Annotated in this window: 24 protein-coding genes and 2 pseudogenes; 12 read left to right on the top strand and 14 right to left on the bottom strand. The window is 69.5% G+C overall.

Annotation, left to right across the window (positions count from 1 at the left end):
- Positions 1-255 precede the first annotated feature (255 nt).
- From KLK06_RS10060 to KLK06_RS10050, 3 genes are all read right to left on the bottom strand, one after another.
- Positions 256-3,264: an AfsR/SARP family transcriptional regulator gene (locus KLK06_RS10060; protein WP_214635078.1), complete on the bottom strand. Its 3,009-nt coding sequence runs from the start codon at positions 3,262-3,264 to the stop codon at positions 256-258.
- 247 nt (positions 3,265-3,511) lie between these two features.
- The gene (locus tag KLK06_RS10055; protein WP_214635077.1) at positions 3,512-4,156 is read right to left on the bottom strand and encodes a GNAT family N-acetyltransferase; all 645 of its coding nucleotides are present in this window, start codon (positions 4,154-4,156) and stop codon (positions 3,512-3,514) included.
- A gap of 141 nt (positions 4,157-4,297) precedes the next feature.
- Complete coding sequence (locus KLK06_RS10050) at positions 4,298-5,584, bottom strand: pyridoxal phosphate-dependent aminotransferase (RefSeq protein ID WP_214635076.1); 1,287 nt, start codon at positions 5,582-5,584, stop codon at positions 4,298-4,300.
- Between the two features lie 79 nt (positions 5,585-5,663).
- Here KLK06_RS10050 and KLK06_RS10045 point away from each other — a divergent pair, with 79 nt between their 5' ends.
- Positions 5,664-6,599, top strand: a complete 936-nt coding sequence (locus KLK06_RS10045; RefSeq protein WP_214635075.1) for a LysR family transcriptional regulator — start codon at positions 5,664-5,666, stop codon at positions 6,597-6,599.
- Between the two features lie 12 nt (positions 6,600-6,611).
- Complete coding sequence (locus tag KLK06_RS10040; RefSeq protein ID WP_214635074.1) at positions 6,612-7,283, top strand: ribonuclease HII; 672 nt, start codon at positions 6,612-6,614, stop codon at positions 7,281-7,283.
- Positions 7,284-7,422: 139 nt separating this feature from the next.
- Here KLK06_RS10040 and KLK06_RS10035 read toward each other — a convergent pair whose 3' ends face one another.
- Positions 7,423-7,719: a hypothetical protein gene (locus KLK06_RS10035; protein ID WP_214635073.1), complete on the bottom strand. Its 297-nt coding sequence runs from the start codon at positions 7,717-7,719 to the stop codon at positions 7,423-7,425.
- Positions 7,720-7,798: 79 nt separating this feature from the next.
- Between KLK06_RS10035 and KLK06_RS10030 the strand changes: the two genes are divergently transcribed.
- From KLK06_RS10030 to KLK06_RS59720, 3 genes are read left to right on the top strand one after another with little or no spacing between them, the layout of a single operon-like run.
- On the top strand, positions 7,799-8,185 hold the full coding sequence (locus KLK06_RS10030; protein ID WP_214635072.1) for a YbaB/EbfC family nucleoid-associated protein: 387 nt from the start codon (positions 7,799-7,801) through the stop codon (positions 8,183-8,185).
- A gap of 19 nt (positions 8,186-8,204) precedes the next feature.
- A complete protein-coding gene (locus tag KLK06_RS10025) occupies positions 8,205-13,319 on the top strand; it encodes an amidoligase family protein (RefSeq protein ID WP_214635071.1) in 5,115 nt (1,704 codons plus the stop codon).
- Positions 13,316-13,852 (top strand): hypothetical protein, encoded by a 537-nt coding sequence (locus KLK06_RS59720; protein WP_250905166.1) that lies wholly within the window; start codon positions 13,316-13,318, stop codon positions 13,850-13,852. Before KLK06_RS10025 ends, KLK06_RS59720 begins: the two co-directional genes overlap by 4 nt.
- 25 nt (positions 13,853-13,877) lie before the next feature.
- Here KLK06_RS59720 and KLK06_RS59715 read toward each other — a convergent pair.
- Positions 13,878-13,952, bottom strand: a pseudogene (locus KLK06_RS59715) (hypothetical protein); the annotation flags it as partial.
- A 100-nt stretch (positions 13,953-14,052) separates the two neighbouring features.
- On the opposite strand from KLK06_RS59715, the pseudogene KLK06_RS10015 reads away from it, so the two are divergent.
- Positions 14,053-14,322 (top strand): annotated as a pseudogene (locus tag KLK06_RS10015) (ribonuclease HII); the annotation flags it as partial.
- Positions 14,323-14,361: 39 nt separating this feature from the next.
- Complete coding sequence (locus tag KLK06_RS10010; protein WP_214635069.1) at positions 14,362-15,342, top strand: LLM class flavin-dependent oxidoreductase; 981 nt, start codon at positions 14,362-14,364, stop codon at positions 15,340-15,342.
- 21 nt (positions 15,343-15,363) lie between these two features.
- On the opposite strand, the gene KLK06_RS10005 is transcribed toward KLK06_RS10010, so the two are convergent.
- Entirely contained in the window at positions 15,364-15,594 is a 231-nt protein-coding gene (locus KLK06_RS10005; protein WP_250905165.1) for a DUF397 domain-containing protein, read from the bottom strand.
- Complete coding sequence (locus KLK06_RS10000) at positions 15,576-16,403, bottom strand: helix-turn-helix transcriptional regulator (RefSeq protein ID WP_214635068.1); 828 nt, start codon at positions 16,401-16,403, stop codon at positions 15,576-15,578. The genes KLK06_RS10005 and KLK06_RS10000 overlap by 19 nt, the downstream gene beginning before the upstream one ends.
- 311 nt (positions 16,404-16,714) lie before the next feature.
- Between KLK06_RS10000 and KLK06_RS09995 the strand changes: the two genes are divergently transcribed.
- The 4 genes from KLK06_RS09995 to KLK06_RS09980 all read left to right on the top strand — a co-directional run bounded on the left by KLK06_RS09995 (position 16,715) and on the right by KLK06_RS09980 (position 18,855).
- Positions 16,715-17,233: an ATP-binding protein gene (locus KLK06_RS09995; RefSeq protein ID WP_214635067.1), complete on the top strand. Its 519-nt coding sequence runs from the start codon at positions 16,715-16,717 to the stop codon at positions 17,231-17,233.
- On the top strand, positions 17,230-17,538 hold the full coding sequence (locus KLK06_RS09990; RefSeq protein ID WP_214635066.1) for a hypothetical protein: 309 nt from the start codon (positions 17,230-17,232) through the stop codon (positions 17,536-17,538). Before KLK06_RS09995 ends, KLK06_RS09990 begins: the two co-directional genes overlap by 4 nt.
- Positions 17,539-17,665: 127 nt before the next feature.
- Positions 17,666-18,247 carry an RNA polymerase sigma factor gene (locus KLK06_RS09985; RefSeq protein ID WP_250905164.1) on the top strand — a complete coding sequence of 194 codons (582 nt, stop codon included), beginning with the start codon at positions 17,666-17,668 and terminating at the stop codon, positions 18,245-18,247.
- On the top strand, positions 18,244-18,855 hold the full coding sequence (locus KLK06_RS09980) for a hypothetical protein (RefSeq protein WP_214635065.1): 612 nt from the start codon (positions 18,244-18,246) through the stop codon (positions 18,853-18,855). Before KLK06_RS09985 ends, KLK06_RS09980 begins: the two co-directional genes overlap by 4 nt.
- A gap of 53 nt (positions 18,856-18,908) precedes the next feature.
- Here the strand turns inward: KLK06_RS09980 and KLK06_RS09975 are convergent, their stop codons facing one another.
- Positions 18,909-19,295 carry an SCO5389 family protein gene (locus KLK06_RS09975; protein WP_214635064.1) on the bottom strand — a complete coding sequence of 129 codons (387 nt, stop codon included), beginning with the start codon at positions 19,293-19,295 and terminating at the stop codon, positions 18,909-18,911.
- Positions 19,296-19,372: 77 nt separating this feature from the next.
- Complete coding sequence (locus KLK06_RS09970) at positions 19,373-20,314, bottom strand: ATP-binding protein (RefSeq protein ID WP_214635506.1); 942 nt, start codon at positions 20,312-20,314, stop codon at positions 19,373-19,375.
- A 69-nt stretch (positions 20,315-20,383) separates the two neighbouring features.
- Between KLK06_RS09970 and KLK06_RS09965 the strand changes: the two genes are divergently transcribed.
- Positions 20,384-20,863, top strand: a complete 480-nt coding sequence (locus tag KLK06_RS09965; protein ID WP_214635063.1) for a tetratricopeptide repeat protein — start codon at positions 20,384-20,386, stop codon at positions 20,861-20,863.
- Here KLK06_RS09965 and KLK06_RS09960 read toward each other — a convergent pair.
- From KLK06_RS09960 to KLK06_RS09940, 5 genes are all read right to left on the bottom strand, one after another.
- Positions 20,833-21,228, bottom strand: a complete 396-nt coding sequence (locus tag KLK06_RS09960) for an Rrf2 family transcriptional regulator (protein WP_214635062.1) — start codon at positions 21,226-21,228, stop codon at positions 20,833-20,835. The two genes, KLK06_RS09965 and KLK06_RS09960, sit on opposite strands and share 31 nt — an antisense overlap.
- Complete coding sequence (locus tag KLK06_RS09955) at positions 21,228-22,082, bottom strand: ABC transporter permease (protein WP_214635061.1); 855 nt, start codon at positions 22,080-22,082, stop codon at positions 21,228-21,230. Before KLK06_RS09955 ends, KLK06_RS09960 begins: the two co-directional genes overlap by 1 nt.
- Positions 22,083-22,144: 62 nt before the next feature.
- A complete protein-coding gene (locus KLK06_RS09950; RefSeq protein ID WP_214635060.1) occupies positions 22,145-22,942 on the bottom strand; it encodes an ABC transporter ATP-binding protein in 798 nt (265 codons plus the stop codon).
- Between the two features lie 5 nt (positions 22,943-22,947).
- Positions 22,948-23,985 carry an ABC transporter substrate-binding protein gene (locus KLK06_RS09945; RefSeq protein ID WP_214635059.1) on the bottom strand — a complete coding sequence of 346 codons (1,038 nt, stop codon included), beginning with the start codon at positions 23,983-23,985 and terminating at the stop codon, positions 22,948-22,950.
- Between the two features lie 220 nt (positions 23,986-24,205).
- Complete coding sequence (locus tag KLK06_RS09940; protein WP_214635058.1) at positions 24,206-25,573, bottom strand: LCP family protein; 1,368 nt, start codon at positions 25,571-25,573, stop codon at positions 24,206-24,208.
- Positions 25,574-25,575 lie beyond the last annotated feature (2 nt).

The raw sequence follows: 25,575 nt of genomic DNA, 5'->3' as shown, positions 1-25,575 counted from the left end.
TGGTGGAGGCTTCTCACCAAGACACGGGCCCGGGGGGTTCGAGGCTCGTGTCGGGTCCGGCCGGTCGTCGATGTGAGGCGGCTAGCCGTTACGCGGAGCATCCGGAAAACCGGGCCCCCTAGCGACGCGTGACGGTCAGATGGCCGGCCGGGCTAGCAATCGCGGCACAGTATGGATCACGGGGGCTCCGTGACTCCCAAAGGGACAGCCTTGATCAACCATGTGTGGATGACACGTCTGGACGACGAGCTGTACTCAGAGCTCGACGACGGGCTCGACAACGGGACCGACAGCAGGATCGACGACCGGGGCGATGCCGAGACGGGCCCTGAGGTCCTCCGCCTCGGGGGCGCCGAGCATCGAGAAGATCTCGAAGGCCTGCCGTAGGCAGTCGAGGCTCCTCGTGGCGCTGCCCATGCCCTTGAGCGCCTCGCCGAGCACCATCAGCGAGAGCGCCTCGCCATAGGGATGGCCGATCTCTCTCGACACCACCAGGGCCTGCTCCGCGTGCCGTACGGCGTCGGGGTAGCGCTGCGCGGCGATGAACGTCTCGGCGAGGCGGGAGCAGACCCGCTGCTCCCACACCCGCTGCTTGCTGGCGCGGAAGAAGGCCAGGCACTCGGCGTGGTGGTGGACGGCCTCGGTGATGCGGCCCACCCGCGACAGGACGATGCCCAGGTGGTAGCGGGCGCGGGCGGTGCCGGCGCCGCTGCCGATCTCGGTGAAGATGGCCAGGCCCTTCTCCGCCGCGGCGATCGCGTCTTCGGGGCGGCCGAGGCCGAGGTGGTCGCGGGCCGAGTAGCTGAGCACGAGCGCCTCGCCGGCCGGTACGCCGTTCTCGCGGTACCAGCGCATGGCCGAGTCGAACCAGGTCAGCGCCTCGGCGTGGCGGCGCTGCCGGCCCACGACGACGGCCAGCGCGTTCATCACCTCACCGGTGACGACCTTCTCCCCGCGCTCGACCGACAGCTCGTGCACGATCCTGAACTGCTCCTCGGCCTGCCTGAGCCGGTTGCTGGCGAACAGCACCCGGCCGAGCACGTAACGGGCACGCAGCTCGCTGCCGGTGTCGCCGATGCGCTTGGCGGTGGCCAGCACGGCCCGCGTGCCCTGGTCGAACTCGCGGGTGTGGGTGCCGGACTCCAGCAGCGGCTCCATGGCCACCAGCAGGTCGCCGGCGGGCAGCAGCGGCTCCGGGGCGCGGGCGGTCGCGGCGGCCTGGTTGATCGCGGCGAACAGCGAGTCGCCCTCGGCGACCAGCCAGGCGACGGCCTCGCCGACGGAGTTGAACGAGAGCCCGCTGCCGTCCACCTGGAGGTTGTCGGCGATCATGCTGCCCTCATACGCCAGCCGGTGCGCCGACTGGGCGGAGGCCAGGTAGAACCCGAGCAGCCGGCGCAGCGCCATCGTGCGGGCCTGCGGCCGTTCGGTCTTCTCCAGCGTCCGGCGGGCGAACAGCTTGAGCAGGTCGTGGAAGCGGTAGCGGCCCGGCGCGGGCGCCTCCAGCAGGCTGGCGTCGACCAGCGACTCCAGCAGGTCCTCGGTGTCGAACACGCTCGCCGACAGCACGGCCGCCGCCGCCCCGACCGAGATGTCGGGCCCGTTGGGCAGCGACAGCAGCCGGAACGCGCGGGACTGGGCGGTGTCCAGATGCCCGTATCCGAGCGCGAACGTGGCCTCGACCGCGAGATTGCCCACGCGCATCTCGTCGAGGCGGCGCTGCTCGTCGGCCAGCCGGGGCACCAGCGAGGCGACCGTCCACGAGAGCCGAGCGGCCAGCCTGGCCGCCACGATCCGTACGGCCAGCGGCAGGAACCCGCAGGCGGCGACCACGTCCATGGCGGCGTCGCGCTCGGCCGCCACCCGCTCGGGCCCGGCCACCGAGGCGAACAGCGTCAGCGCCTCGTCCGGCTCCATCACGTCCAGGTCGAACAGCCGGGCAGAGGGCAGATCGGCCAGCTTGTGGCGGCTGGTGACGATGGCCGCGCAGCCCGGCGAGCCCGGCAGCAGCGGGGTGACCTGCTCGGCGTCGTGGGCGTTGTCCAGCAGCACGAGGATGCGCTTTTCGGCGAGCAGGGACCGGAAGAGCGCCGACCGTTCGGCCAGGCGCTCGGGAATGACGTCGGACGGGACGCCCAGCGCGCGCAGGAACGCGCCCAGCGCCGATTCGGGCCCGGTCGCCTCGTCGGTGTAGCCGCGCAGGTCGGCGTAGAGCTGGCCGTCGGGGAACAGGTCGCCGGCCGCGTGCGCCACGTGCACGGCCAGGGTGGTCTTACCGACCCCGCCGATCCCGCAGATCGCGGCCACCGGCACGCCCTCGGCGGCCGACTGCGAGGCCAGCAGCGTACGCAGCCGCCCGGCGATCTCCATGCGCCCGGTGAAGTCGTTCACGGCGGCGGGCAGCTGCGCGGGGCGCGGCAGGTGGAGCGTCGGCTCCTCCTCTTCCCGCGGCCCTTCCTCCTCGGCCACCTCGGCGACGGTCAGTGTGGGGTCGGCGGCCAGGATGCGCTGGTGCAGCGTGGTCAGCTCGGGGCCGGGCTCGATGCCCAGCTCCTCGATCAGCGCCTCGCGCGTCTCGGTGAAGACGGCCAGCGCGTCACCCTGCCGGCCGCACCGGTAGTAGGCCAGCATGAGCTGGGCGCGCAGGCGCTCACGCAGCGGGTGCTCGGCGGTCAGCGCGATCAGCTCGGAGACGACCGCGGCGTGCTCGCCCAGCTCCAGGTCCACGTCCATGAGCGTCTCGACCACGCTGATCCGGCGCTCGACCAGCCGGTCGCGCTGGTGCTCGGCGTACGGCCCGACGGCTCCGGCCAGCGGCTCGCCCTCGAACAGCGACAGCGCGGCCCGCAGACCCTGGGCGGCCTCACGCGGCTTGCCGGCCCGGCGCGCGGCCTCGGCCTCGTGGGTGCCGCGCTCGAACCGGGTCAGGTCGAGCGATCCTTCGGGCAGCCGCAGCGCGTATCCGCGGCCGACGGAGGTCAGCAGCTCGGGTCGCGAGCGGGCGGCCCTGCCGGGCTCCAGGACGGTGCGCAGCCGGGAGACGTACGTACGCAGGGCGCCGAGGGCTCTCGGTGGCGCTTCCTCACCCCAGACCGCGTCGATCATCTCGGTCGGAGTCACCGCACGGCCCTCCCGCAGGAGCAGCATGGCGAGAATGGAACGCTGCAGCGGAGTGCCCAGGTCGATTTCCTTGCCATCGTGCCACGCGCGGACGGGACCGAGCACGGCGAACCTCAGCTCGCCTTCGAAGCTCTGACCAGCCATGTCGCCTGTCTCCAACGCAATGGAAAGATTTGTTACCAAATGATAGGTCCATCCTTGCCCAACACATAGGCATCCGCCCATTCGTTAACCGAAGCGTTGATCGGTCGTTAATCGAGCGTTGAGTCGGGCGATGGATCCTGAGAGTCAACAGTGACATGGCCCCAATTACACGGGGGCGGCCATGACGCTGGCATATATGGCGCAAGACACAGGCCCCGCCGTACGGCGGGGCCTTGGCGGACGGTGCTTATGCTGCTTCGGCGAGGCCGAGCCTCTGGGCCAGCCGTTCTCGAATCCCGGGCCATTCAGAGTTCAGGATCGAGTAGAACGCCGTATCTCGGACGGTGTCATCGGCGCCCCTGCATTCCGCCCGGCGTATCCCGTCGAAATGCGCGCCCAAGGCGGCTATGGCGGCCAGCGACCTGTTGTTGCGGACGTCTGACTTGAGCGTGATGCGGTGGACGTTCCACGTCTCGAAGGCGTGCGAGAGCATCAGGAACTTGCTCTCCCGGTTCGCACCCGTGCCCTGGGCGGAAGCGCCCAGCCAGGTGTAACCGATGTCGGCCACGGACGGGACATCGCCTACCGCGCTCCGCGTACCCGGCGGCCAGGGCATGGGGCCCTGCCAGTACTCCAGGTGCATGAGACGGGTGGCACCGACGACTCGGTCGGTGTTCAGCCACCGGACGGCGAAGGGCAGTGTGCGGCCCTCCGCCTGCTCAGCCAGCGCGGCCTCCACATAGGAGACCATCTCGTCCCGGCTGGCCGGGACACGGGTGAAGGCATACGTGGAGCGGTCTTCACTCGCCGCGGCGACGAGGTCGTCGATCACCGCGAGGCTGAGAGGTTCCAGGCGCACGAGGCGCCCGGACAGGGTGACAAGAGCGGGCATGAGCACATGATGGAGGCTGCTTGGTATGCGGGAGAACAGTACTCGTCCAGCATTCTTTGCAGCTTGTTGCAACTCGGGTGTTTATGCAGCTCAGCGGGCCGATTGCGGGGTCACCGCACCGGCCCGTGGACAAAGTTTCGCCTAACTGTGACATGGCGTCGGCACGAGCGCCGGGTGCCGTTCACGCACCGGGCTCCGCCGTTGTGCGGAGAGCTCCGTCAAGCCCATCGACAGCAGGTCGAGATTGGCCGCGATCCACGGCAGTTGGAGCGGATCTTGACTGTTCAGTGCGGCCAGACGCTCCTCCGAGGTGTCCCCGTAGAGCAGGCTCACCGCGACCCGCACCCGCGCGGCGCTGGGATCGTCGCCGAACGCGTGGCCGGGCAGCACGCCGATGCCGTGGTCGTCGAGCAGGAGGCGGGTGATCTCCGCCGAGCCGCCGAGCCGCAGGTGGCTCAGGTCCGGGTAGAGGTAGAACCCGCCCTGGGGAGTGGGCACCGAGGCGCCGATCTCGACGAACCTGTCCCGCACCTCGTGGGCGAGCATTCCGTGCAGCCTCCGGCTCCGCACGATGCGCTCGACCAGCTCGGGCGGGTCGGTGAAGGCGTAGGCGGCGGCTTCCTGCACGGGAGCGGCCGGGGCGGACCAGATCTCGCTGGCCACCGCGAGCATTTTGGCGCGCAGGTCGTACGCCTCGTCGGGCAGCCTGGCCACGCCGATCCGCCAGCCGCCCAGCGCCAGGCTCTTGCTGAGCCCGGTGGTGACGACCGTGCGCTCGGGCGCCAGGTCGGCGGGCGAGGTGAACGGGAGCAGCGGGTCGTGCAGCAGGTCCCGGTAGATCTCGTCGGAGATGATGTACAGGTCGAGCTCGCGGGCGACCTCCACCAGCCGCCGGATGGTCTGCGGCGGCGCGAGGCGCCCGGTGGGGTTGTCAGGCAGCGTCACGAGCACCGAGCTGACGGTCCTGCCCTGAGCGCGAGCGTGCAGCACGGCCGAGGTCACCCGCTCCGGATCCGGTACGCCGCCCTGTCCCGCGGGGGGCGGAACCAGGATCGGGCGGGCGCCGACCAGGTCGGCCTGCGCCGCGTAGCTGACCCAGCTGGGCATGGGCAGGACGATGTCGCCGCCGATGGCCAGCAGCACGCCGTACAGCAGGGACTTGCTGCCGGGCCCGCAGACGACCAGCTCGGGGTCGGTGGAGAGCCCCCGTCGGGTCCAGTAGCCCGCCGCCGCGCTCCGCAGGTCGGCCGCGCCCGCGACCGGCCCGTAGCCGTTGCGTTCGGATGCGGCGACCAGCTTGTCGCGCAGCGCCGGGTGGACGGGCAGCCCGGCCTCACCGAAGGCGAGGTGCAGCACCCGTTCCCCGGCGCGTCGTCTTCGGTCGATCTCTTCGTTGGCCGCCAGCGTGGCGGAGAGGGTAACCGTCATGGTTGTCACGTTCCCAGCGTGGTTTGATGAAGGCATCAGCACAAGCGAGGCTTTTTGTGGGTAGGCGTAAGGAAGTCCGATGCTCGAATTACGGCGTTTGGTGTTGATCTGCGAGTTTGCCCGTCGGGGCAGCATCGCGGCGACCGCTGAGTCACTCGGATACAGTCCTTCGGCCGTGTCCCAGCAGTTGGTCGCCCTCGAACGCGAGACCGGAACCGCGTTGATCGACCGGACCGCGCGCAGCGCCGAGCTGACCGACGCGGGCCGCCGCCTGGTGACCCATGCCGAACGCATCCTGTCCATGGTCGAGGAGGCCGAATCCGACCTTTCGGCCCACGCGGCGACGCCGTCCGGCCGGGTGGTGGTGACCGCCTTCCCCACGGCGGCGGTCGCGTTCGCGCCCGCGCTCGCCCGCTCGCTGCGCCGTCACACCGAGCTGACGCTCAGGCTCGGGCAGAGCCGGTCGGGGCGGGGCATGCGGGAGGTGCAGTCGGGCGAGGTGGACATCGCGCTCGTGGACGACTGGTACGGGCGGGTCGGCGACAGCGACAGCCTGCGGGCGTTCCCGCTGCTGTACGACCCGCTGGTGCTGGTGGTGCCGCGCAAGCACCGGCTGGCCGACCCGGAGGTGCCCCTGGACCTGCGCGAGCTGCGTGACGAGCCGTGGATGGCCACCCCGGACGGGGAGCCGTCGCGCCTAGCGGTCGACCGGCTCTTCGTGGACGTGGGCGGCACCAGGCCGACGCCGTGGGAGTTCGAGGGGCTGGGCACGATCCTGTCGCTGGTCGCCAAGGGCATCGGGATCGCCGCCGTGCCCGCGCTCGCGCTGGCCGCCGGCGTCCGCGGCATCGCCGTACGCCAGTTCGCCGGCAACCCGGTGGGCCGCGAGGTGCGGGCCGTCGCGCGCGGCTCCAGCGTCCACCGCCCGTCGGTGTCGGTGACCCTGCGGGCCATCCACGTCGCGGCGCGCTACCTGGCCGCCGATCTGGATCCGGTACGCCTCGCGGAGCGATAACGTCTGGTGCCCATGGCGCCCTCCTACGACATCGAGCACCTGCTGCTCGCGCAGCGCAGCACGACCACGGTCGCGGGCCTCGACGAAGTGGGCCGGGGCGCCTGGGCCGGCCCGGTGACGGTATGCGCCGTCATCACCGACCTGTCGGACCCGCCCGCCGGGCTGACGGACTCCAAGCAGCTGTCGGCCGCCAAGCGCGGGACGGTGGCCGCCGCGCTGGAGTCATGGGCGGTCGGCATCGGCTTCGGCGACGCCACCCATGCGGAGGTCGACGAGCTCGGCATGACGGAGGCCCTGCGCCGCGCCGCCCGTCGCGCCCTGGCCGCGCTCCCGGTGCGGCCCGACGCGCTGATCCTCGACGGCTCGCATGACTACATCGGCGCTCCGTGGCCGGTACGCCTTGAGGTCAAGGGCGACTCGGCCAGCATCTCGGTGGCGGCCGCCTCGGTCCTGGCGAAGGTACGGCGCGATGCGTACATGGGGACGATCGGTTGCGAGGAGTACGGCTTCGCGGACAACGCCGGCTATCCGTCACCGGTCCATCAGGAGGCGTTGGCCCGCTTGGGGCCTACGGAGCATCATCGGTTGTCGTGGTCCTACCTGGACGGCCTGCCGCGCTGGCGGCACCTCAAAAGGCACCGGGATCCGGCGGTGGGCGCGGGCCAGGCGAGCCTCTTCGGCTAGTTCTGTTTGGTGAGTCATTATCGGTGGGGTGCGAATCGGGATCTTTCTGATCGTGGCCCGATTTCCGGACCTGAGATCAGAGCATGTGCTGGCGAGTGCCCTTCGGCATCAGTCCGGCCCGCCTCGGATCTGGGGATGCTCAGCCGTTGGCGTCGTCGGTGGCGCGGTAGGTGGCGGAGGCGCTGCCGAGGCGCTCCTCCTCACGCTGGGCGGCCTGGGTGAGGAGCTTGAGGGCGGCGCCGATCGCTTCCAGCCGCTGCCCGTTCACCTGCCAGTACGCGCGCGCGTAGTCGTCGTCACCGAGCGCCTTGCGGGCCGCCTCCTTGTGCGTCTCGTACCGGTCTTCCACGCCCCGCAGTCTGTCCGCGAGATCGCCCATCGCCCCCGCCAGCCCTTTGATCCGGCTGGCGCTGTAGCTGGCGCCGTCGAGTTCCATCCGGCCGCACCCTCCCTGACTCACCGACTTGATCGATAGTATGCGAGCGTCCTGATGGCTTCGTGGGGTTGATGCGACGATGAGTGATTCATGGGATTTGCTCCGACAACTCGTCCAGGACGTCGATCGGCAGACCGAACAGGTCAAGGAGATGCACCGCAAGGTGCGCGACCTGACGGGCTCCGCGCAGTCCGACGACGGGATGGTCACCGTCACCGTCGGACCCCGGGGTGAGCTGCGGGCCGTCGACTTCGATCCCCGCGTGTACCGCGAGCGGACGCCCACCGAGCTGGCAGCGTGCGTCGTCGAGCAGGCCGCCATCGCCACTCAAAAGGTCTCCGCGGAGCTCAGGACCCTGGCCGGGCCGATGGTCGCCGAGGACGTCTCGTTCGAGGATCTGTTCGGCGAGGGCACGAGCTTCGAGTCGTTCCTGCCGGGCGCCGACCGGCGCGGGCCGGGCGCTTGACGGTCCGGGAAGCCGGCTGATGGGGCTGGATCTGGGGTTGGTCCCCGAGCTGGTCAGGCATCTGGCGTTGCCGCTGACGGCCGGCGCGTTCCCGGAGGCCGTTCCGGACGCGCTGGTGCGGGAGGCCGAGGCGCTGGAGGCGCTGGCCGACGAGCTGGCCGCCATATGCGTCGAGGACGCCGAGCCGGTGCTGCGCTACCTGAAGGGCTCGGAGTGGGACGGCGCCGCCAAGGACGCGTTCCAGCGGGTCCTGAACCTGCTCGCCGGTGACGGGCGGACGGCGCCTCAGCTGGCGAACCTGGAGGGTGACGCGCTGCTGAAGCGGGTGGAGAAGGCCATCCGCGAGGAGGCCCGGCGGCTGCGCGACCACGCGGAGGACATGGAGCACACCCAGTGGATGCAGTACGCGGCGCTGGCGCTGCTCGCGCTGGCCATCGCCCGGCTGCTGGTGTGGGTGTACCTGTACGGGCCGTCAGTGCTGAAGCTGATCCAGGTGCGCACGCTGATGACCCGGATGTCGATCCAGGCGCTCAAGTGGCGGCTGCTGATGAACATGCTGGGCTTCGCCGCGGTGATGGGCGGCCTGGACCTGGCCGTGCAGACGGCGCAGCTCCTCTTCGGCAACCGGGACAAGCTCGACCTCGACTCGTTGCTGCTGTCCCTGGGCAACGGGGCGCTGACCGGCCTGGTGTTCACCGGGGTCGACTTCGGGCTGTCGCGCCTGGCCACCCGGGAGCTGGTGTTCATCGTGTCGCGGGCCGAGCTGGGGGTGCGCGACCAGATCGCGGCCATGGCGCAGAGCGTCTACGGGCGGGCGCTGGTCGGCGGCGTGTCGGGCACCGTGGGATCGATACCCGGGCTGGCCCTCAGCGACCAGCTTGACCCGGCGCACCTGTTCTACTCGTTCGTGGCGGGCACGGCCGGAGGCATCGACATCCCGCTGAGCGCCCGGACCCACTACATGCCCATGCCGGCCGGCGAGCTCACGGCCGGGCCGGTCCCGTCGGGCCATTCCCCGTCCGGTCCTCCCCCGCCCGCCCCTCCTCCGTCGGGCCACATCGCGTTACTGGGGGCCGGCGACACGCCGGACCTGGTGCACGGCGCCGAGCCGGTCGCGGGCGGGCGGTCCACCGGCACGGACCTGTCCTCCGCCCGGCACCCCACCGGTCCGGACCCGCTCTCCGGCGGGCACCCCGCCGGTCCGGAGCACGATCTGACGCACGGTCAGGGGCGCGGCCCGGGCGGAGAGGCCGCAGGGGTCAGAACCGCGGACGGCTCCGAGCCGCGGCGGGTCGTCGAGCCGACCCAGGTGGTGCTGAGCGGTGAGAGGCCCCAGGCTCCGGGCGGGCCGGAGCAGCGGATCGGCCCGAGGGACGCGCGTCCGGCCGGGGACGACGGCTCCGTGCAGGCTCGTCCGCACGAGGCGCGGGTGATCACGGGCGAGGCCGTCCGCGCGCCTGACGCGCCGCCGGAGGGCAGGGGGAATCCGTCCACGGGCACACGGGCCTTGCCCGGCCCCGCCCACGAGCCCGTCGGCGTCGCCCCGCGGGCGGGCGACGGCACACCCGGTCTGGCCGGGAACGCCCAGCCGACCGGCCAGGTCGCTCGCCCGGCGCTCGGTCCAGCAGACGGACAGGCGGTCCACCAGGTGTCCGGTGTGGCGCACGGCCAGGCGGGCGTGCTGGGGCACGTATCCGGCGCGTCGAACGCCACGCCAGGGCACCCGCAGCCCCTCTACGACCTCCCGCTCCGCACGCCGTACGTGCCGCCCACCCCGCCACCGCCTGGCCCGGACGCGCAGGACGGCCGCCCCGACCAGGCGGACTCACAGCAGGACGCCGACCACAGGACGCAATCCCCGGCCGCTCTCGACCAGACTCGGGATCCGGTGAACACGGCTCCGGAGCTGGCGACGCACGCCCAGGACGTCGCCTCCGGGCGGACCGCGGACGGGCACGGCGGCGTCCCCGCGCACCGGACCGACGACGGGCAGGGCTTCGCCGCCGGACGCGTGGGCGACGGGCAGGAGGGCGCCCCCGGACGCACCGGTGACAGGCACGGCGCGGGCGGCCCCCGGACCGGCCAGGCCCAGGACGGGCCTGTCGTCCCCATCGGCACGGCACACGAACCGCCCGCTCCCCGCCCCGGTGCCCGCGGGGAGACCGCTCTCGGAGGCGGCGCCCGCGACACCCCGCCCGGAGGCGTCCGCGAGACCCCACCCGCCCGCACCGGCGACCAGCGCACCACGCCGCCGGCCGGTGACCGGCACACCGAGCCCCACTCCGCTGCGGGCGACCAGCGCACCACGCCCCCGGCCCGCGCCTCCGACGCCCATGACGGGGCCCCCGCACTGCGCGAGGGCGCGCCCGCCGGAGCTCACCACGCAGACGGCGACGGCACGGGCAGGGGCCGCATCGACCAGCTCATCAACCGGGACGGCGCACCCCCGCCGCCCCTGGATCCCGACGTGACCTCCTTGGGCCGCCGCATCGCGGGCAGGCTGCGGATCGAGGTGCCGGACGAGGCGTTCGCGCATACCTTGGGGACGATGGCCCGCACCCTGACCTCCACAATGCAAGACCCCAACATGAGAGACATGATCACCCACGTCCACAAGCTGTCGCGTGGCATGGGCATGCCTGCCGCCTTCGACGGGCTGGTACGCGTCTTCGACGAGGCGCAGCGGCAGGGATTCGATCCTGCCGGGGCGACGGACAGGTTGGACCTGGTCGATCGGCTGGAGCTGTTCCGGCAGACGGACCCACTGCTTTTTCCCGGCCTGTGGCTCGCCAACGGGGAGCTCGTGCGCCCCTCCTTCCGGCTCGCGCGGGCGTTCGGCCAGATGGACATGGCGATCGGCACCACCAACGGCACCACGCGCGAGATCAGGGTCAACCAGCTTCGCAGCCTCACGTTCGACCTGGACCTCGGGCTCTACTCGCTTGATCACTTAGGGCGCCTGTTCCTGGACGCCGAGGCGAGGGGCGTGGACGTCCAGGGCGTGGCAGGGCGGCACGACCTGGTGCGCGAGCTGGAGCGGGCCCGGGAGAACGACTCCGAGCTGTGGGACGGGCTGCGGATCGCGGACGAGCACGTCATCGCCGGGCTCGGCGACCCGGCCGCGCGGGCGATGAGCCGTACCGACCGGGCGCTCCGCTCGGTCGCGCCCGATGGTCGGCTGCGTGACCTGGCGGCCGAGGCGGGATTCTCGCACGCGCTCCGGACGTTCTCCGAGATGCTCGTGGAGGTGGACACGCACGGTGCCCTCCCGGAACGGCCGGCGACCCACGCGGAGCTCGTGGAGAGCCTCACGCGGCACCGCGAACGCGACATGGACGGCTGGGACGTGCGTGTCATGGACGAGCGATTCCCCGACGCGAGCCTGGACCCGGCGAAGGCTGCGCTCCTGGGCCGGATGGACCGCGTCATCGTCGGCGACGGCGCGCCGCGTCCCCCGCTGGACCCTCTGCTCGGACTGTCGCGCGAACTGGGCCTCGGCGACCGGGTCGGCCGCCTCGTTCACGTGGCCGAGCGCGCGCAGCGGCTCGGCTTCGACCCGGTAGGCGCTCCTGACCGGGCGGCGCTCTTGGAGGCGCTGCGGGGATACATGGACACCACCCCGGACACCTGGGCAAGGCTGCGGGTGTCCGACCGGTACGCGACCAGGCTCGGCGAGCCCGAAACGAATGCACTGGCGCGCATGGACCGGATCGTGGGCGCGCAGGGCGACGCCCCGGCGTGGGTCCTCGATCCCCTGCGGAAGCTGGCGGGCGACCTCGGCCTGGAGCACTCGGTCAAGCGGCTGGCCCACGTGTTCAGGGGGGCCGAGGAGCGCGGGCTGGACCCGGCCGGTGCCGCCGACCGGGCCGACCTCGTCCACCGGCTGAACTCCTATTACCGGGCGCCGGCGGAGGAGCCGTACCGCTTCACGCCGACCTTGATGCGCCTGGCCGAGGAGGCGCTCACAGACCAGCTCCGCCAGGGGGCCGCCCGTGACGCCGCCGCATCCGGCGCGTCGACGGTGAGGGCCCGCGACCTCGTCTCCGACCTGGAGGCGGAGCACGCTCGTGCGCTGGAGGCCCGCGCCCGCGCCTGGGACAGCCGGCCCCGCGAACCGGAGGTCTCCTATCGGTGGAACCCCGAGGCGTTCGAACGCGACCTCGCGGAGGCGTTCGCGCGGGCGGAGCGCGGCGAGCCGGTCGTGCCCTACCTGACCGAGGACGCCACCGGCGGACTGGCCGCGCCCGGGACCGGGTTCAAGTTCGGCCGGGAGATAGAGTACGACCTGCCCGAGTCGCTCAAGCCGCACCAGGACGCGATCAACCAGGCCATCGCCCGAGACCTGTACGACGCGGGGCTGACTCGGGATCCGTGGACACACCCGTACCACACCGGCCACGACGGCGGCTACTACGAGGGCGACAACGGCTGGCGGCTGGAACAGGACGAATCGGTCGCCGGAGAGCTCGTCTCACCACCGCTGTACGACACGCCGCGCACGTGGGAAAGCATCCAGCTCGTGTGCGAGATCATCAAGTCGCACGGCGGCGTGGCGACGGGGAGCACGGGGGGCCACATCCACGTGGACACTTCCGTGTTCGACCATATCCCCGCCTTCTACCAGCGGCTGCTGAGGCTGGTGAACAGAAACTACTTCGACACGTTCCTACGGCTGATGACGAACCCAGAGCAGGGCCACCACCGGGGGCTCGACTACTGTAAGCCCAACATGTTGGACTCCGCCGGGTACGTCACACTGGACGAGCTGGTGAGCTCGCAATTCGAGCGCGAATCCGTGATCAACGTGCAATCGGTCGAGGGCGGCCGGACGGACCACACGGAGGTCCGCCTCCCCGACGGCTCGTTGGACCCCGGCGTCATCCAGACGCAGATCAAACTGGCGCTGGGAACGGTGGGGCTGGCGCTGCGGCTCGGCGACGACCAGTTCCCGCTCAACCACGACGTCAAGGATGTCGCCGGCAACCATACTGAGCACCGCAAGCGCCTGGACTATTCGTCCTATCTGGAGCTGGCCGACCACCTCTACCACCGGGCGGCCGACAAGGCGCAGCTCACGGCCCTGTTTGCGATCACCCGATGGAACGAGAAGCCGAAAGATCCCTGGTGGCGATGAGTGAAGCGAACCGCGCGGCGGTCGTCATCCGCAACACCTCGGCGGCGGACCGGCCGCCCGCCATGCCGGTCAAGGTCGACGGCTCGTTGTACAGGTACGAGATGATCTTCTCTGGCGGCGGCTCGCGGGCGTACGCGGACGAGCCGGACGCGCTGGTCGGCGCGCTCAGGCCCGGCTACGACGCGCTCGGCACTCCGGAGGAGCGACGCGAGGCGCGCGAGCGGATCGCGCTGGACGCCCAGGTCAGGGCGCAGGCGGAGCTGGCCGCAGCCGGGCCGCTGGAGGAGTGCACGCCCGAGGAGCGGGCCGTGCTGCTCAGCGGCAGGCACGTGCCGCCGGCTCCGGAGGAGTGGGTCGCGCCCGTGCCGCTGGTGCTGGTCACGTCGTTCTACGAGCCGGCCGGGTCACTGCCCCGGCCGCGCGGCCCCGAGGAGCTTCAGGTATGGCTGGACCCGGCGGACGACTGGACGCTCCTGACCAGCCTGCACGCCGCCGGGACGATCCAGGTCGCGATACTCCAGGACTCCCCCTAGCAGCAACCTCAACGCAGTTCCCGCCCCCGTTGCCACTGCGGGAACTCTTCCTCCACACAGCCCCGGTGAGCTCTGTAGCGGTCAGGTCTTTGCGGTCCATTGCTCTGCTGCTTCCTTGATCACTTCGGGTGAATCGCCTGGGCGGTTCGCCGCCGCCTTTACCTGCGGACTCCACGGACAGGTGGTTGGCGCGTTGATGGGACTTGGCCAGCATCTCGGTGGCGGCCGCCTCGGTCCTGGCGAAGGTACGGCGCGACGCGTACATGGGGACGGTCGGTTGCGAGGAGTATGGCTTCGCGGACAACGCCGGCTATCCGTCACCGGTCCATCAGGAGGCGCTGGCCCGCTTGGGGCCTACGGAGCATCATCGGTTGTCGTGGTCGTACCTGGACGACCTGCCGCGCTGGCGGCACCTCAAACGGCACCGGGATCCGGCGGTGGGCGAGGGCCAGGCGAGTTTCTTCGGTTAGTCAGGGCTTGGTGCCCGGGAATCGGTCATTATCGGTGGGGTGCGAATCGGGATCTTTCTGATCGTGGCCCGATTTCCGGGCCAGAGATCAGAGCAGGTGCTGGCGAACGCCCTCGAGCTCATCGTGGCCGCCGAGGAGGCCGGGTTCGCCGATGCCTGGATCGCCGAGCACCATTTCATGTCTTATGGCGTCTGCCCTTCGGCCACCACGTTGGCGGCCGTGGCGATCGGCAGGACCAGCCGCATCGGTTTCGGCACCGCCGTGAGCGTCCTGTCCACCCAGCACCCGGTCGCTTTGGCCGAGCAGGCGGCCATGCTGCACCACCTGTCGGGCGGCCGTTTCACGCTGGGCGTCGGCCGGGGCGGTCCGTGGGTGGACCTGGAAGTGTTCGGCACCGGGCTGGCACGCTTCGAGCGGGGCTTCGAGGAGTCGCTGGACGTGCTGCTGGCCGCGCTCTCAAGTGAGCGGGTGTCGGCGGCGGGGGAGTTCTTCAGCTTCCGCGAAGTGCCGCTGGTCCCGCCGGCCCGGCTGCGCCCGGTCGTGGCGTGCACCTCACCGCCGACCGTGGCACTGGCCGCGAAACGCGACCTTCCGATGCTGCTCGGGATGCACATCGACGACGAGCAGAAGAAGTCGATGATCGCCAGGTACGAGTCTCACGGGGGTGGGGCGCAGGCCCACATGGCGGCGGTCGTCGGATACGTGGCGAACTCCACCGCTCAAGCCAGAAACGATTTGCGGGAATCCCTGCCCCGCTGGCTGAAGCCCGGCCTCGCTGGCTACATCCCGGTGGACAACAGAGAACCACCATCGCGGGATGTTTCGGCATATATAGACTTCCTGACCCGCGTCCACCCGGTCGGCTCGCCGGACCGATGCGTGGAGTCCATCATGCGTACGTCGGAAGCGACGGGGATCCAGCACCTCATCCTCATGGTCGAGGGGATGGGCGACCACCAGCGCACCTTGGAGAACATCCGTCGCCTGGGGGCAGAGGTGTTGCCGCAGGTCACCGGCTGAGCGGCGCGCTACCGGGGGCGGTCAGCCCAGCTGGTCGAACTCGCCGTCCTTGACGCCGCCCAGGAAGGCTCTCCATTCGCCGGGTGTGAAGGTGAGCGCGGGGCCACCACGGTCCTTGCTGTCGCGGACAGCGATGATTCCGCGGATGTTGCTTGCGACCTCTACGCACTGGCCGCCGTTTGAGCCGGACCGGGAACTCTTCCGCCAGACGGCCCCGGACAAGTCAATGTCGCTCAGGTCTGCTGCTTCCATTGGTTCCGCGCTTCCTTGATCATCTGTAGAGACGGACCGGGGCGGAGCGCCTCTGTACGCAGTTTGTCATAGATGTCCCAGATCAGAGTAACGAGTTTATGGTCTGCAGAGACTTCCGCCTTTGCTGCGGAGTCTACTGAGACAGTGGTCGGAGCGTCGGAAAGCTCGGCAATCATGAATGCGGACATCATGCCTGTCGTGCAAGTGGTGTCATAGGGGACGATCTGTATCGTCACGTTGGGGAGTTCCCCGGCGGTGAGCAGGTAATCAAGCTGCTCCTCCATAACCTTGGCGCCGTCGATGGGGCGACGAAGCACCCACTCGTCCAGGAGCACGAGCAAGGTGGGCGACTTGTCTCGTAGGAGGATGCTCCTACGCCGCATACGGGCATCAACCTTGTCTTGTATGTCCTGCTCAGAAACGAATAGGCCACCGCGAAAGACGGCTCGCGCGTATGCCTCCGTCTGGAGGATGCCGGGAATCTGGAGAGGGTCCCAACTTCGGAGCGTCCGTGCGTAGGGCTCGATTTCCTCTGTCCAACCGATGTACCAGTCGGGGCCGGTGGGAGAGGTGATATTGCGACATAGGCGTTTGAATCGGTCACCTGTCCCGAAGATCTCGTCACACCCTGCGGCAAGGTCTGGCTTCGGGGTCCTGTCACCTTTTTCGAGATGCGCTATGAGTGATGACGAGCAGCCCAGGTGTTTGCCCAGCCGGACTTGTGTCATGTTCGCCTCTTTGCGAACGCGGGCGAGCTCCTTGCCAAAGCGCTGAGCTGCCGTCAGACGCGGGTCAAGATCATTGGCCATGTTCGTCCTCCACTTGTGTCTCCCCAAGCGTGACGTACCTTTGACAAGTATTGACAGCTATCCCCGCTCGTAGGGGAGTTTTGGGCTCCGATTGTGCGCCAATTTCGTCTACTACACAAGCTTCTTCGTGGGCATTCTTGAAGCGCAAGACGTTAGGTCTAAGTGTGGCCATGACGATGAATGGACAATTCGGTCATATGGCCGGAGTAATCGTGACAGGCCAAGATCTCGGATGGATGGCCTCAGGAATGCGGCGGTGATTGTGAGGACGGTGTCTCGTTCGGTCCGTTCGGCACGTGGAGAAGTCCGTCATGCGGTACTTCAATCATGAATACGTTGGTCTGGGAGGTGGCGCGGTGAGCGAGCGGTTTCTTGGTGAAGTCGTGTTGCCGGGGGTGGCGTATTCGGTGGCGGTGGCTCGTCACTGTGTCGGGGAGATGTTGGCGGCGGCAGGGCACCGGGACGTGGAGAATGCGCGGCTGATCGTCAGCGAGTTGACCACCAATGCGCTGCTCCACACCGCCTCCGGGCTGCAGGGCGGGGTGGTCACGGTGGAGGCAGTCGCCGTTGATGCCGAGATTGTTCGCGTTGAGGTGACCGATGACGGGGCGGACACGGTTCCACGAGCGCGCGAGTCCGGCGATGACGACTGTCACGGGCGGGGTCTGTGGCTGGTCGAGCAGATCTCGCTCAAGTGGGGCGTACGCCTGCTGGGTGCGGGACAGCGCGCGGTCTGGGCGGAGACGTTCACGGGTCAGGCCATGCCTGCCTGCGCCGGGGAAGGCGTGACGGTCGGGGCTGCGCGCAGCGGGCGTCAGGTGAAGGGATGAGTTGGGTGCTCGTCCACTGGCGGTTTCCGCCTCGCTGCACGGCACCGCACGTATCAGCCGTGCAGTCGCACTACGACCAACTGGCATGGAACCCTCCACGCGGGGGCGAGCCGGACGGCCGGGTTATGCAGTGGACCTGCGACTGCAATGAGGTCGTCTACGAACTGATCACGCTCGGCGGGTTGCGGTTCATTCGCCGGACGGCTTTCCAGGCCGGGAAGACCGTCATTCATGAGAGTGATCGCTGGTCCTTCCGCATGGCAGATGCCATGTGGAGCGCTCTGCTGACGGGGAACGCGAGATGACCGGGAGATCATCGGATGCCCAGCGCGAGGGGCGCTTCACCGAGGATGGCTGGCCACAGAGTGACGGGAATGGGCCGATGGGGAACTCGCCCGCGCCTGCCGGACAGTACCGCGTGTGGATGTGAAAATGCGTGCCCGCATACGGGACGGCGATCAACGAGCATTCGAGGAGCTTTTCGACCAGTACGCCAAAAGCGTTTACAACCACGCCTACCGGCTGACCGGTGACTGGTCGGTGGCCGAAGACGTGGTATCGCTGACGTTCCTGGAGGCGTGGCGGTTGCGGGAGCGGCTCGCCCCGGACGGCGGTTCGCTGCGGCCGTGGTTGCTCGTCGTGGCCACCAACGTGGCTCGCAACCTGCGACGGGCCAGGCGGCGTCACGAAAACGTCATGGCCAGGATGCCCCGTGACGACGCCGTCCCGGATTTCGCCGAGGAGTTGGTCGGGCAGATCGCCGACAAGGAGCGGCTGGCCGAGGTGCGTACGGCGATCGGACGGTTACGCAGACATGAGCAGGATGTGCTGTTGCTGTGCGCCGGGGCCGGGCTCGACTACGCCGAGGCGGCCGAGGCGCTGGGCATCCCGGTCGGCACCGTCAAATCCCGGTTGTCCCGGGCCCGGAAAAAGCTGGAACTGGCCGTGACCCGACGACAGATAGATGGCGACCGCGGCACCGCGGTCCGGTCCACCCAGGAGAGCACCCCATGACCATTTTTCCGGAGGAACGGGATCTTCCTGAGGGCCGTCACCAACTGCTCAAGGAGTTCGTGATGACCGCTCTGCAGGACGAGTCCAAGCCGGCCAAGCCGCGCCGCAAGCTGCTGCGCGCCGGCGTACTGGCCCCCGTGCTGGGTCTGGCCGCCGCGGCCGCGGTGGCCCTCCCGCTGATGTTCGGCGGCACCCCCGCGTTCGCGGTGGCCAAGAACCCCGACGGCACCATCACCATCACCATCAACGAGGCCAAGGACCCCAAGGCCCTCGAGTCCGACCTGAAGAGGATGGGCTACAACATCGTCGTCGACTTCCTGCCCAAGGGCAAGAAGTGCGCCACTCGCCCGCGCGGCGAGAACTGGCTGTCGAAGGAGGAGGCCCCGCTCGCCGTCTTCCCGCCCACCGTCGAGACGGCCCTTGGCGGCCGCGGCTTTCAGATCGACCCGCAAAAGATCAAGCCCGGCCAGACCGGCGTACTGGAGTTCGCCGTGGACGATGACCCCAAGCCGGGTGACGTCGTGGCAGCAATCTGGGCGCGGGTCTCCAACGGCCCTGTAGCACCGTGCGACCTCGTCGACGGCAACTCGCCACTCGGCGACTATTAGCAGACGGGCGCCGCTCTGTGGCGGGCCGGGAGAACCGGCCCGCCACAGGGGAATCAGCAGTCCACCAGTTCGGGTTTCTGGTTGAGGATCTGTGCGCGCGGAGTGACGAACGCTCGCAACGCGGCGGTGGCCGTCGGAGCGAACACCGCCACCCGGTGGCAGTTCTGGAAGGCCAGGCGGATGCCGAAGTGGCGCTCCAGAGCGCCCCGCATCGAGTCGCTGGCCAGGCAGCGCAGGAGCTGGCCGCGGGCCTCCTCGTCCGGTGGGGGCACCTGGTTGTCGGCGAAGTCGGCACCGGTCCTGTCGCGGTGCTGGACCAGCTCGCTGATCACCGACCAGGCGTACGGCAGAGAGTCGCGGACGCAGGCGACGAACGCCGCGTCGTCGACCTCGCCCGCTCTGGCCTGATCGAGTAGATCGTTCGGAACGGTCAGCGACATGCTGTCTCCTCTCAACGGGGATTGACTTGAACGCTAGATGGGCTCGGCGGGGGCTTCCAGACGACCGGAGGGGACAGTCATGTGGTCGGGCAGCCGCCGTAGACGAACTCCGGGTCGATCTGGTCGGCCAGGTCGAGACCGGTCTTGGCATTGGCCCAGGAGCGGGCGTTGCGCAGGTGGAACTCCTCGGCCTGGCGGCCGAAGCGGGACCAGTCCTTGGTCTGCGCGTCGAGGTGCTTGAGCAGCATGGCCAGCGCGTCGGTGTTGGCGGGCTCCAGGTCGTCGAGGGCGAAGCGGCGGCCCTGCTCCATGGCGCGGACGGCGGCGGAGTGCTCCATCCAGGTGAGCAGGTCGTCGCCCACCTGGCCGTGCAGGAAGTCGACGTCGGACTGGTCGTGCACCTTGTTGCCGATCACGGCGAGCGGCACGTCGTAGTCGGTGGCGTACTCGCGATATTGCCGGTAGACGCTGACGCCCTGCCTGGTCGGCTCCGCGACGAGGAACGTCAGGTCGAAGCGGGTGAACAGGCCCGAGGCGAACGAGTCGGCCCCGGCCGTCATGTCGACCACCACGTATTCGGCCGGACCGTCCACCAGGTGGTTGAGCAGCAGCTCGACGGCTCCGACCTTGGAGTGGTAGCAGGCCACGCCCAGGTCGTCCGCGCTGAAGGGGCCGGTCGCCATCAGCCGCATGCCCTCGCTCGTGGTGACCGCGAACTCGCTGGTCGCCAGGTCCTTGAAGCTCAGCAGCCGGGAGCCCCGGCCGGGCGGGGTCGTCTTGACCATGGCCTGGGCCGAGGGGATGCGCGGGTTGTCGCCGCGCAGCAGCTCCTTGATCTCGGTGAGCCGGGAGCCCAGCGGCTCCGGCGGCTCCTCGACGCCGAGCACCAGGGCCAGGTGCTGGTTGATGTCGGCGTCCACGGCCACCACCGGGCCGCCCTGGCTCGCCACGTATCTCGCGAACAGCGCCGACATCGTCGTCTTGCCGCTGCCGCCTTTCCCGACGAACGCCACTCTCACGAGCACCCTCCCGATGATTATGAAAACCGTTACCGTTTCAGGTCACGCTCATCATGGCACACTGAGCGCGTGCGTGACGATGAATTGGCGCGGGCCGTGGGGCTGCGCGAGGCGGGCGAGCGCGACGAGGCCCGCGAGCTCCTGGTCGCTTTGGCGGCGCGGCATCCCGAGGACGCCGAGGTGGCCTATCAGGCCGCGTGGGTGCACGACGCGCTCGGCCTGGAGGCCGAGGCGGTGCCGTTCTATGTACGCGCGCTCGCGGGTGACGGGCTGAGCGCCGAGGACCGGCTGGGCGCCTTTCTCGGGCTGGGCAGCACCTACCGGGTGCTGGGGCGGGTGGCGGAGTCGCTGAAGACGTTCGAGCGCGGGCTGGCGGAGTTCCCCGGCGACGCGGGGCTGCGGACGTTCAACGCCATGGCGCTCTACAACGCGGGCCGGGCGCGCGAAGCCGTCAGCGCGCTGCTCACGGTCGTCGCCGAGTCAGACCGGGCGGGCGGCTACGCCAGGGCCATCTCCCACTACGCCGAGAACTTGGACGAGACGATCTGAGCGAAGGTGACTTCGGTGAGCAGTCGTTCCTCGTGCTCGCGCAGCGCGGTCCAGACGTCGGCCAAGGGTCCCGCGACACCTGGATAGCCACCGTGCGCGGGATATTCGGGTTTGCCCTCGATGACGGCGATCACGTCGGCGAGCGTGATGTCGTCCGCCGGGCGCGCCAGCCAGTAGCCGCCGTCGGGGCCGCGCAGGCTGTGGATGAGCCCGGCCCGTCTGAGCTGCAGCAGGATGTTGTCGAGGAAGCGGCGCGGGATGTTCTGGGCCACGGCGATGCGTTCGGCCGGCACCGGCCCCGGCGGTGCGGCGGCTAATTCGCTGACCGCCCGCAGCGCGTAATCGGTTCGCGCGGAGATCCGCATCACACCGGATTGAGGCCCCAGCGCCGCCGCAAGGCGCTGTCGGCCGCCTCGAATAGCATGTCGATCACTATACCGATCACCAGGATCACGATCATCGTGCCGATGAGTCCCGGCGAGTCGGACAGTTCTCGCGAGATCGCCAACTGCTCGCCGAGTGACGACTGATAGGCGATGATCACCAGCAGCTCACCGGCCATCAGCGAGCGCCAGGCGAACGCCCATCCCTGCTTCAGCCCCGCCAGGAACGACGGCAGCGAGGCGGGCAGGATCACATGCCGATAGAGCTGCAGCCGCCGGAACCCGAGCACGTGCCCGGCCCGCAGGAGCAGCGGAGGTGTGTAGTCGACGCCGGTGATCAGGCCGTTGGCGATCGACGGCGCGGCGCCCAGGATCACCACGAACGTGATGGCGCTCTCGGTCAGCCCGAACAGCAGGATCGCGAACGGGAACCAGGCGATCGACGGCATGGTCTGCAGGCCGGTGATCAGCGCGCCGAAGGCGGCCCGCAGCACCTTCACCCGCGACACGGCCGCGCCGACGACCAGTCCGACGAGCACGGCCAGCGCGAAGCCGGTGACGGCCCGGCGCATGGTGGTCGCCACGGCCTGGTAGAACTCGGGGTCGCCGAGGCGGTGCCCGAGGTCCTGGAACGTGGTGATCGGCCCGGCGAAGACGTACTCGGGCCAGCGACCGCTCAGCACGACCAGTTGCCAGGCGACCAGCACCAGCGCGATCGCGGTCAGCATCGGCCAGACCCGCGCCCAGACCCGGGACGCTATCCCGGCGCGCTGGTCACCGGCCAGCTCCAGCGCGTCGAGCCCGGCGATCTGCCGCGCATGCGTGTCAACGGCCATCGCTCGCCTCCTTGCGTCGAGCGGCCGAGCCGTCAGTAGCCCAGCCTTCAGCAGCCCAGCCTTCAGTGGCCATGGCGCATGACCTCTTCCTTCAGCCGGTCGGTGATCTTCGCGGCCAGCTCGGCGACCTCCGCGGAGTCGGTGCGGCGGGGCCGGGCGAGCTCGATGGGGAACTCCTCGACCACGCTGCCGGGACGGCTGCTGAGCAGCACGACCTTGTCGCCGAGCCGTACGGCCTCGCGGACGTTGTGCGTGACGAACAGGACGGACAGCCCCCGCTCCCGCCAGATGCGTTCGAGCTCGTCGTGCAGCAGGTCGCGGGTCATCGCGTCGAGCGCCCCGAACGGCTCGTCCATCAGCAGCACCGCGCCCTCCTCCGCCGAGGACGCCGAGGACGAGGACGACTGGGCGAGCGCGCGGGCCAGGGCGACGCGCTGGCGCATGCCGCCGGACAGCTCGTGCGGGCGCTTCTTCCCGAACCCGCCCAGGTGCACGAGGTCGAGGAACTCCGCCGCCCTGGTACGACGGTCCTGCTTGGACAGGCCCTCAGCGCGGAAGGCCATCTCGACGTTGGCCGAGACCGTGAGCCACGGGAACAGCGCCGGCTCCTGGAACATCATCGCGACCTGCCGCCCGACCGTGGAGATCTCCCCCTGCGTCGGCTTGTCGAGCCCGGCGACCAGCGAGAGCAGCGTGCTCTTGCCGCAGCCGGATGCGCCCAGGAGGCAGACGAACTCGCCGGGCCGTACCGACAGCGAGACCTTGTCGAGGGCGAGCAGCCCGTTGCCGCCGTGACCGTAGACCTTGGAGACGGCCTCCAGCCGGACCGCCGTCGTGCGATCGACCAACTGCGTCGTCATGTGCGTCACCTGTCCGAAATCGACTGCTGGCCCTGCGCGGCCAGCACCTCGTTGAGGGGCTTCAGGTTGTAGATGCCGTTCAGGTCCACCGGCTTGAGCAGCCCGACCTTGACGGCGTGGTCCGCGCTGCCGGTGAGGGAGGAGGCGATGGGGTCGTTCGTGAACGTGATGTTCTTGAACGCGCTCTGCAGCACCTCGGGCTTGAGCGGCTTCTGGGTGAGCTTCTCGATCGCGGTGTTGACGGTCTGCGCGGCCGCGGTGGGGTCGTCATTGAGGTACTTGGTGGCCTCGACATGCCCTTCGAGCAGCTTCTTGAGCAGGTCGGGGTTGGCCTTGGCCCAGTCCTGCCGGACGATCAGGTGGGTGATCACGAACTGCTTGTTCGGCCACAGCTCACGCTCGTCCTGAAGGATCTTGCCCTTGCTCTCGATGACCAGGCGGCTGGCGAACGGCTCGGGCACCCAGGCGCCGTCGATGTCGCCGGTCGCGAAGGTCTGCAGCGTCTGGGCGTTCTCCTGGGGCACGATGTGGACGTCGCCGCCGCCCTTGGTGTCGGTCTTGAGCCCCTTGCTGTCCAGCCAGTAGCGCAGCGCCACGTCCTGGGTGTTGCCGAGCTGCGGCGTGGCGATCTTCTTGCCCTTGAGGTCGGCGGGGGAGTTGATCCCGGGCTTGACGACCAGGTAGACACCGCCGGACGCGGCGCCCGCGACGATGTTGATGGCCTTGCCCTTGGACTTCTCCCAGGCGTTGATCGCCGGGTTCGGGCCGATGTAGGTGGCGTCGATGGCGCCGGAGAAGAGCGCCTCGATCGCGGCCGGGCCGGCGTTGAACGTGCTGGTCTTCACCGGTACGCCGAGGTGCTTGGCGTAGAAGCCCTTCTCGACGCCGACCAGGGCGGTGGAGTGGGTGATGTTCGGGAAGTAGCCGAGGCGCAGTTCCTTGGCGGCACCGGCGCCGGTGGGAGACGCGCTGCTCCCGCAGGCCGCCGCGAGCGCGGTGAGTGCGGTTGCGGCCAGAGCGGCGAGCACCCTGCGAGCGTTCATGCTCTACTCCCTATTCCCTACTTAATAAGTCGGCTATGTGCATATGAAACCCTCCAAATTCCTACACGTCAAGTTGGTATAGGGGGATAACTAGGATCTGTCCATATGGAGAGACAGCTGATCAGCCACCTCGCGCACGCCGACCACCCTGTCGCCTCCCCGATCAGCGAGGCGAACCTGACCCGGCTGCTGCGCCGGGCCAAGCTGCCGAGTGGCGTGGCTAGCGGCAGGCGGAGTCGAGGGCGATCGGGGTCTCGGGGCTCGGGGTCCGTGGGGTGGTACGCGGGGGTGTGGTGCTCGGGACCTGTTCGGCCAGCGCCTGGGTGACCTCGCGCCGGATCAGGCTCCAGTCGGGGTAGACCGTGCTGATCAGCGGCGGTACGAAGCTCAGACTCCTGATCTTGTTGGCCTTCACCCGCTGCGCCAGCTCGACCAGGTCGGGCAGGACGTTCTGGGGGATGTCGGTGGAGATGGCGCGCTTCGTCGCCACGGCCAGCTTCTCGAAGCTGTTCAGTACGGTGACCGGGTCGGCCTGCTTGGCGACGGCGTTGAGCAGGCATTTCTGGCGGCCCATGCGTACGTAGTCGTCGCTGTCCGTACGCGAGCGGCCGAACCAGAGGGCGTCCGCGCCCGAGAGCTTGCGGGTGCCGGGGCGCAACAGGCCCTCGCGGTACTTGCCGTAGACGATCGGCTGTTTGATCGTGACCGTCACGCCGCCCATCGCGTCGATGATCTGCGCGAACCCCTTCATGTCGACCATGGTGTAGTAGGTGATGGGGATGCCGAGGATGCCGCTGATCGTCTTCTTGAGCAGGGTCGGGCCGCGCTGCCCCTTGCGTATGCCGGGCTCCATCTCGGGATAGTCCTCGGCGTACTGGAACACCTCGTTGAGCAGGCCGGGCGTCTCGGGGCCCGCGCCGGTGAAGCCGTCCGGGAAGCGCTCTCTGGGAGGACCTTCCGGCAGGCGCACCCGCTGCAGGTTACGCGGCAGGCCGAGCAGGATCGTCGAGCCGGTGGCCACGTCGACGCTGGCCACGGTCATGCTGTCGGTACGTACCCCGGGCCGGCCGGGGGCGGCGTCGGCGCCGAGGAGCAGCAGGTTGACCCGCTTCGCGCCGTCCCACGGATCCTGGGACACGACAGGGGAGACGTTGGCGGTGAACAGGCTGTTGACCACGTCACGCGACACGTAGGTCACGCGGGCCGCGTAGACGGCCGGGGTCAGGATGAGCGCGCACAGGGCGATGGTCAGCGCGCTGGTCAGCGCGCGGCCCACGCGGTTCGCGGGCGCCGGCCGTACCAGTACAAACGACCAGATGACCACTCCCGTCCAGATGATCGCGATCGTGGCGATCATGATGGAGAAGGCGGTGAGCCAGGCGGGCTGGACGGCCAGCGGGAGCAGCTTGCTGCCGAACACGGTGATCACGGTGAGGATCATGGCGAGCATCAGCACGTGCGCCGCCATGAGGGCGATGCCGGTCTTCCGGCGGTCGGCGGCCAGGTGGGCCACCCCCCACAGCAGCGTCGACGCGAGGGTGAGGATGATGCTGAAGCCAAGCCCAAAACCCCGTGTTCTTACTGTCATCC

Source organism: Nonomuraea sp. NEAU-A123 (genome assembly GCF_018603905.1).
Lineage (GTDB): Bacteria > Actinomycetota > Actinomycetes > Streptosporangiales > Streptosporangiaceae > Nonomuraea.
This window is presented reverse-complemented; position numbering and strand designations above follow the sequence as displayed.